Genomic DNA, 7,586 nt, shown 5'->3' with positions numbered 1-7,586 from the left:
GCTGACCGCGCTGAGCTCGACACCACCCGCACCGGGGATGGTCTCGAAAGAGAGACTGGCGGACTCGGCGTGAGCAGGGGAAGCAAGGGGCGCGAGCACGAGTGTGGCGCTGAGCGCGCAGCTCGCCGCGATACGAGTTCGGCGCATAAGCGTTCCTTGTTCTGGGGGATTAAGGGGGTCAGGCGCCAAGGAGCCGTGTGATGCGCATCACCTTTAATTCCCAGTAACTTACTGGGCGGTAGCCTCAGGGTCAAGAAGCGGCGGCGAGAGCGGCCGGACCGGCCCGTCAGCGGTTCGGCCGCAAGGAGCTGCGGTAGCGGCGGGCAGCGCAGGAAAGTCGATGGGAAAGGCCGCGCCGTGGGCCTGCCGGTAGCGGCGGGAAGAGACGGCCCTCTCACGAGAGTAGGCCCGTGGGCACTGGTAGCGGCTGCGATACGCCGGAAAGCTGGAGCTTTCCCGGGAGGAGCGGGTCGCTGTGGCGGTGGTGGCTCGCCGGCGGGGCGGGGGTGTTCGCGCGGTGTAATGCCGGGCCCGCCCCGGCGGGCTGGACGCAGCGCCGGGGCGGGAATCGTCGGTGGGTCTGGGAGGGGTTAGGGGCTGGTGCAGGTAAGGCCGCTGGGTGCGGTTGAGGAGCCGCTGGCGACGAAGCCGAAGGTGGTACTGCCGTCAGGGGCGATGCTGCCGTTCCAGGCGACGTTGCTCACCGTGATGGCTCCGCTGGTCCCGCTGTTGTCGCCGTTCCAGAGGTTGCTGATGGACTGTCCGGAGGCCAGGGTCATGTCGACGCTCCAGCCGTTGAGCGTGCTGGCGGTGTTGTTGCTGACCGTCACCTCGCCCTGGTACCCGCTGGACCAACTGTTGATCGTTTGGTAGCTGGCGGTGCAGACGCCACTTGGGTCATCGGTGGGTTCGTCCGTGGGCTCATCGGTCGGCTCGTCGGTGGGGTCGTCGGTCGGGTCGTCGGTGGGCTCATCGGTGGGCTCGTCGTCGCTCAGGGTCGGCGTCTGCCAGTTCCGCCATGCGGACAGGTTTCCGGACGCACCGGAGGCGATCCGGAACTCGCCGGGCGCGCTGCCCGTGCCCAGCAGGAACTTCTGGATGCTCTGCTGAAGGGGGGCGGTCCACTCCGACCGGGTAGCACAGTGGCTGCCGTCTTGGACATCAGACCAGTAGGTGATGTTCTCCTGCGCGCCGAGCGCCTTGTAGACCTCCGCGCCGCCCAAGGCCGCCACACTTCCGGAGGTGGCCCCCAGCCAGTCGATGTGCGGGTTCTCCATGATGAGCAGCCCGCGCGGCGCGACCATGCCCACGATTTCGTGCATGTCCACCGGCAGCGCGGCCGGGTTACTCGTGTAGGAGTTGAACACGTCGCCGAACCACGGTTGCTCCGAGTAGGCGTTGCTCAGCGGTTGAGCCCCGTCCTCCTGGGCGACCCCGCGCAGAGCGGGAACACCGCCAGTGCCCGACTCGATCGGCATAGTCAAATCGATACGCTGGTCAAACGCCCCGGCTGTGAAGGCGCCCTTGCCAAACCGCGAGCATCCGGTGACACCGGTCCCATCGGTGCTGATGACACTACCGTTGGACTGCTCGATGACGTCGATGATCCGGCTCACGCCCCAGGACCAGGCCATGAGCAGCCCGGTGCTGCTGGAGGAGCCGTAGATGTCGTAGAACGCGCCTTGCTTGTTGCTGCGCGAGGTGTCCTCTTGGCCCACCTCGTAGGGGTCGAAATTGATGACGGCGGCACCGGAGGATTTGATGGTGTCGGTGTCGGCGCCGAGTCCTCCCAAGACGATGACGGCCGGGAAGGGACCAGAACCACTCGGCAGATCGACGCTAGCTGAGAAGCTGGCGCTCCTGCCCTGGTCGCTGACGTTCACCGTGATGTTGGAGCTGGAAACGCTCCCCGTGACGCTGTCAGGCATCCCCGGCTTTTCGCCGTAGATGGAGTCTTCTGCCAACTCCTTGATCTCCGCCCGGCGGCACTCCCACTCGGACTTGGCGGAAATGCGCGTGCCATCCAGCTTCGTGAAGGGATCGGGAAGCATGGAGTTGGTAGGCGAAGACCCCGGAAGGGATACGACGCAGTCGACACCGTCGTACTCAGCGGCGTTCGCGGGCGGGCCCGCCTGCGGATTGAGGGTAGTTGCGGCCAGGCTCGCGGCTACGACAAAGGCAGCCGCCCCCCACAGCCGGGGGCGATATCGATGGAAGCGCATGGGTGACCTCCAGAAGGAAGGCGCACAGCCGACGAGAATGGCTCCCTGGTGAACCGCATGCATTCACCTACCGCCGGTGCGCGCCAGAAGGGGGATGTATACCGCTCCGCCCCGGCCATAGTGTCGCCGCAACCGCAGTGACAGGAAAAACGCATACGAACTCCCGGTGAGGGTGTCGTGTGGGGCACAGGGCCGGAACAGGTTTGGGAGCCTCCTCATTGTAATGAAAATTTTCGGATATTTTTCACCAAGAAAGCGAGATTTTTCCGGAAAATTTTGGAATCTCGCGGCTGTAATGTCTTTTCCAAGCTCACGCGACTGATCGACACCGCGGCTGCCGGAGCCCCCGGAACCGCTATGCCGCCAACGCGACGGTGAACAGCGGGGAATGCTCAAAGCCAGGTCCTCTCCCCTGGCCTGGCTGGCGCGAAAGACCGGAAGACACTGTCACCTCCGGCACGGTTGGGAAGTTGGATCGCACAGCGCTCCCGGCAGGTCCCCGTGTGGGGCCGTCGTGGCCGCGAACAGCATCGGCGTATGCTGCGGAATTGTGAGCATTGTGAGCGCTGTCTGGCTTGGAATCGCGCTGGGAATGCTGTCGTGTTTGTCGTATGCGGCAGCCGCGGTCGCGCAGTGGCGGCTCGCGGTCGTCGTTCCCGAGCCGCTCACCGGACGACGTCCCCTATCAGTGCTGCTGCGCCACCCGCTGTGGTGGGCCTCAGCCGTCCTCAACGCGGGGCGGGCAGGGTTCCAGGTCGGCGCTTTGGGGTTGGCTCCACTGACGGTGATCCAGCCGTTGGGAGTGCTCACGCTGGTGCTGTCGTTGCCGTGGGCCGCACGGATCGGCGGGCGCACGGTGACGGTCAGAGAGAAGCGCGGCGCCGTCCTGGCCGTGGTGGCCCTGGTGCTGCTGCTGGCGGTGGCGGTCACTGAGGGGCAGAGCCGGCCGTTGAGTCACAGCAGCGCGCTGCTGGTCACAGGCGGGACACTGGTACTGCTGGGCACCTGCGCATGGGGGGCGGGCCGGCTCTCCTCGCCAGCGTGGCGCAGCTACCTGTTGGCGGCGGGGGCGGGAATCGCGTTCGGTGTCTCCTCAGCCCTGGCCAAGACCACCGTCACCGCCGTTGCCGCGCAGGGACTCCTCGGCGTGCTCCATCCGGCGGCTGCCGGTACCGCGATGGTCGCCCTCACCGGGCTGCTGCTGGCTCAGGCCGCTTACCAGGGGATGGAGTTGGGTGCGCCGCTGGGAGTGACCACGGTCGCCAACCCCGTCGCAGCGGCGCTCACGGGGATCGCCTTCATGGGAGAGTCCTACACCGGCGGCTGGATGGGTGCGGGCGCCGCCGTGCTGTGCGCAGTGATCGGTAGTTACGGGATTCGGCTGTTGACCGTCCCCCTGCCCTCCCCGTCCCAGCGCGGTGCTGCGCAGGAGCACCGACACGTGTCTCACCCCGCTTCGGCCAGGGACGAGACCAAGGGTTTGCAGCCTCCGGACTGTTGAACTTCGCCGGCCTCGACCGTTCCCGAGATAGCGGGCGGTGGCTTCTGCCTCGGACGGCAGGCGGCCCCGAGGGGGCAACTTTTGGGTCAGCTCCACGGAGACGTTGCCGTGGCGCCTGTACCGACCACCACCCTGGACAGCGGAAGACGCCTGAGACGCTGCCGGAACAACTCCCCCCATCTGGAACCACACACTCGGCCATCGACGCACCCAAGCAGCCGAGAATCCAAAAGAGACGAACTCCGATAATCTTTCCGGCCGGCCGTGCAATTCCCTCCTACCCGGCTCGGCTTCTCCTGCGCACACAGTCACGAGAAACAGCCGAAGATAGTTTGAAGTTTTTGGCATCATACGGAAGGCGGAGAGAAGATCTCAGCGGAGAACGGCAGAAAAACGCCGACCGACGAGAAACACCGCAACAGTGCCGACCCAGTCGACTGAGAGACCATCCACTGCGGATATAAACAAAAACGAGCCCTTCAGCAACATGTCACCTCTCCCGAGAAACACGTTGCCTACCCCAGAACAGGGTTCCACCCGTCGGGCCGCATCCACAAGCAACGGAGTGGACCTCACTCCCGTCTAGCCTGGGCAATCACCGACACCCCTCCTTTGCCCACTCCCCGACACCGTCGAGCAGCGCCCGCTGACTTCGTGCCACCCCTTGTCAAGGGTTCCGCGAAAACGGGCTCTCACGCAAAGGGCATTCGGATTCCCGGCGATCTTTTGATGCAAGCTGCATGTAGCAGATCTTCCAACGCCTCTCCGAGGCAAATATACGCCACCCTCTCCTGTGATTCAAGACCGACGGGCTTGTATGAAAAAGTGACCAGGATCACTTTATGGGAGCGTGAAGACACTTCCTGAGGAAGGACCTTCACGAGACCTGGACCCAGGCTTCCACGGATCAGCACAACTAGATTCGAGTGGACCTCGCTATGGCCATATGCGGCCAGTGGATTGATTGGACGCGGCGGCAACTGGGTAGCTTTGGTGGTGTTTGTGCATACCTCGCCTCTTGTGGAGTTTTTGTTTTATGCCGCCGGGAAATTCTTCACAAATAAACAATCCCTTGCCGAGCGATTTGAGAGACGCCGCCAAAGATCCCCGGGGACCGTATTGGCTTGCTGAAGCCCCCGGCTCCACGTTCGACGTTCCAGGACAGCGCAGAGCCGAGGCCGCCGAGACCGCCGCTCCGCTCCCCGTACTCATCGTCGGCAGCGACCCGCTGGCAAGGGCAGGGGTGAGGTCGATACTGGATTCCCAGGGCGACATGACCTCAGCCGGCGACTGTCCCCCCACGGCAGCGGCGATAGGGTCGGCCGCAGCACTGCGGCCGGAGGTGGTGTTGATCCACGGGATGACAGCCGGCGGGGAGGCGTTCACCGAGACGGTTCGAGCGGTTCGGCGAGTGCACTGTACGGCCCGTGTACTCGCGATCGGTCCTCAGGAGGGGGCGCACCGCCCGAACGCGGAAGAGGGCGTCTGTGGGCTTCTGCCATCGTCGGCGGCACCGGAGGAGCTGGTGGCGGCGGTTCGGCTGATCGCTGCGGGGTACGTGCTCGTCGGCACCGTTCCGGGCGAGGGCACCGACCACGATGCCGAGTCCGCGGTGCGGCGTGACGGCCTCAGCCGGCGTGAATGCGAAGTACTGTCGCTGATCGCGCGGGGTCTGGGGAACGCCGAGATCGCATTCGCGCTCAGGCTCAGCGAATACACCGTCAAATCCCATGTGCAGAACCTGCTCCGCAAGTTGAACCTGCGTAACCGCGTACATGCGGTCATCTACGCATTCCAGACCGGGCTCGGCCCCCACTCCCTCGATTCCGCCCCGGTTCTCAACCAGTCCGCCGACCGGTGAATCCACGCCGAAGCGGTACCGCTGGCCTGTGCGGCTCCGGCACCGTCCGGTTGCCGACCGCTGCCTCCGCCACCGACCGCCCCGGGGGCCAACCGTCCGACGATCCGCCCCCGGGAAGCGCCGATCAGGCCCTCGTCCGCGTCAGCAGCGAGACCGCGCACGCTGCTCCGCCGAAAACGGCAGCCGCGAGGAGAGCCACGATGTGGCCTTCGACGGCCGCCACCAGGAGCACTCCCGTGATGGCCAGCCCCACCGCGCCGCCGAGCTGCTGGGCACTGGTGACGAGCCCGCCCGCGACACCGGCGTTTTCCGGCGCGACACCGGCGACGGCCAACTGGGCGGTCACCGGTAGGACCATGCTGATACCGAAGCCGAAGACGACCAGGCCAGGCAGCAACGCGGGGTAGCCGCTCACCGCGATCCCGCCCGCCAGCAGAAGCGAACCGGCTACCACGACGAGGGAGCCCGCGGTGAGGAGTTGCGAAGGGGAGAACCATTTGCCCAACGCCCCCGTGGCCCTACTGCTCACCAACGAGCCCAAGGCGAACGGAATATACGCCAGGCCCGCCAGGACCGGGCTGAATCCAAGCGTCTGTTGCAGCTCCAGGGTGAGGGTGAAGAAAGCGCCGAACAGCGCACCGCTCGCGAGAATGCCCGCGATGAGCGCTCCCACACGGGCGCGGGACTTCAACAGGCCCTCAGGGATGAGAGGACTCGCTCCCCGCCGCTCGTGCGCGCCGAACACGGCGAAGAGGACCGCGGCCAACGCGAAAAACCCCACGGCGTGCAGGGCCGTGTCCGGGTTCTCCAGCTCGAGCAACCCGTAGACGACCGCGGCGACGGCGCCGGTCAGCGACACGGCACCGAGAACCCCGATCTTCGTGGCCCGGCGCCCCTCCGCGAGCCCCCGTGTCAGAAGCGGAAGGAGTACCAGTGCGATCCCGGCGAACGGCAGATTGATGAGGAACACCCAGCGCCAGGAGAGGAGCCCGGTCAGCAACCCTCCGAGCACCACTCCCGCGAGGCCGCCGGTCACCGCGATCGCACCCCAAGCGCTGAACGCCCTCCCGCGTTCCTTGGCGTCGACGAACACGACGGCGATGAGGCCGAGGACGGTGGGGGAGGCGAGCGCAGCGCCCACACCCTGGACGAACCGTGCCGTTATCAACTGCCACGGCTGTTCGGCGATACCGCACGCCAATGACGCGAGCGCGAACAAGGCCGTGCCCACGACAAAGGCCCGAACCAGGCCGAAACGGTCGGCCAGACGTCCCGCCGCCACGAGCAGACCGCCGTAGGCCAGAATGTAGGCGTTCACGACCCAGGGCAGCGTGTTGACCGTGAAGCCGAGTTGTCGCTGGATGCTGGGCAGGGCGACGTTGACCACCGTGTTGTCGACCATGAGCATGAACTGCACAAGGCAGACGACCGCGAGGATTCGCCAGCGGTGTTTCAGCGCCGGAGTATCCGCCGTCTGTACCTGTGTCATGAAGAGGAACCTTCCTGGGTGTTTCCACCACTTCTCCGGGCGCTCTTTCTCCGGGGGCTCTGCCGGTGGTGGGGCCACCACCGCTCGTAGTCAGTCACGTGAGCCTCCTGGAGAAGGGGCGTGTGCGTCTCGTCACCGAACGGAGTTCCCCCGGGCACCGAACCCCCCGGTGCGGCGTTGCGCTGGCGATGTCCCTGCCGAAGCCCCCCGACGGCCGCCGGCAGAGCGGGCAGCGGAGTCGAACGGTAGCGCCGGGCCGAGCCCTCGCGCCTTGACATAGACCTCCTTCAACGTCCGCATTCACAGCACTTTTCGTGTACGAACCGTCTCAGAGAGTCTAGTCAGCCGCTGTCGCTCCTGCGGTGCCTCCGCTGGTTCGCCGCCGACACGGCGCCCCGACCGCTTGCATGCCTTGCTCCCGCGCAAGAGCGATACCGCCGCCGATGGGCCGGCCCGGCACGGGGACGGGATCGGTGCGGCCCGGCCAAGGCTGCGCCCTTCCGGCGCGCAGGT

General features: G+C 66.1%; 4 protein-coding genes. 2 read left to right on the top strand and 2 right to left on the bottom strand.

Going from position 1 to position 7,586, the window contains the following annotated elements; translation table 11 throughout:
* Positions 1-590: 590 nt before the first annotated feature.
* Positions 591-2,051, bottom strand: coding sequence for a glucuronyl esterase domain-containing protein (locus tag ABD848_RS18670; RefSeq protein WP_344974052.1), 1,461 nt, complete (start codon positions 2,049-2,051; stop codon positions 591-593).
* A gap of 763 nt (positions 2,052-2,814) precedes the next feature.
* Between ABD848_RS18670 and ABD848_RS18665 the strand changes: the two genes are divergently transcribed.
* The gene (locus ABD848_RS18665; protein WP_425567607.1) at positions 2,815-3,723 is read left to right on the top strand and encodes a DMT family transporter; all 909 of its coding nucleotides are present in this window, start codon (positions 2,815-2,817) and stop codon (positions 3,721-3,723) included.
* A 1,072-nt stretch (positions 3,724-4,795) separates the two neighbouring features.
* Positions 4,796-5,584, top strand: a complete 789-nt coding sequence (locus tag ABD848_RS18660) for a response regulator transcription factor (protein ID WP_344974049.1) — start codon at positions 4,796-4,798, stop codon at positions 5,582-5,584.
* Between the two features lie 124 nt (positions 5,585-5,708).
* Here ABD848_RS18660 and ABD848_RS18655 read toward each other — a convergent pair whose 3' ends face one another.
* A complete protein-coding gene (locus tag ABD848_RS18655; RefSeq protein WP_344974046.1) occupies positions 5,709-7,073 on the bottom strand; it encodes an MFS transporter in 1,365 nt (454 codons plus the stop codon).
* Positions 7,074-7,586 lie beyond the last annotated feature (513 nt).

It is taken from the genome of Salinactinospora qingdaonensis (genome assembly GCF_039539445.1).
GTDB lineage: Bacteria > Actinomycetota > Actinomycetes > Streptosporangiales > Streptosporangiaceae > Salinactinospora > Salinactinospora qingdaonensis.
Note: the sequence above shows the minus strand (reverse complement) of the source record. Positions and strands in the feature narration are given on the sequence as shown.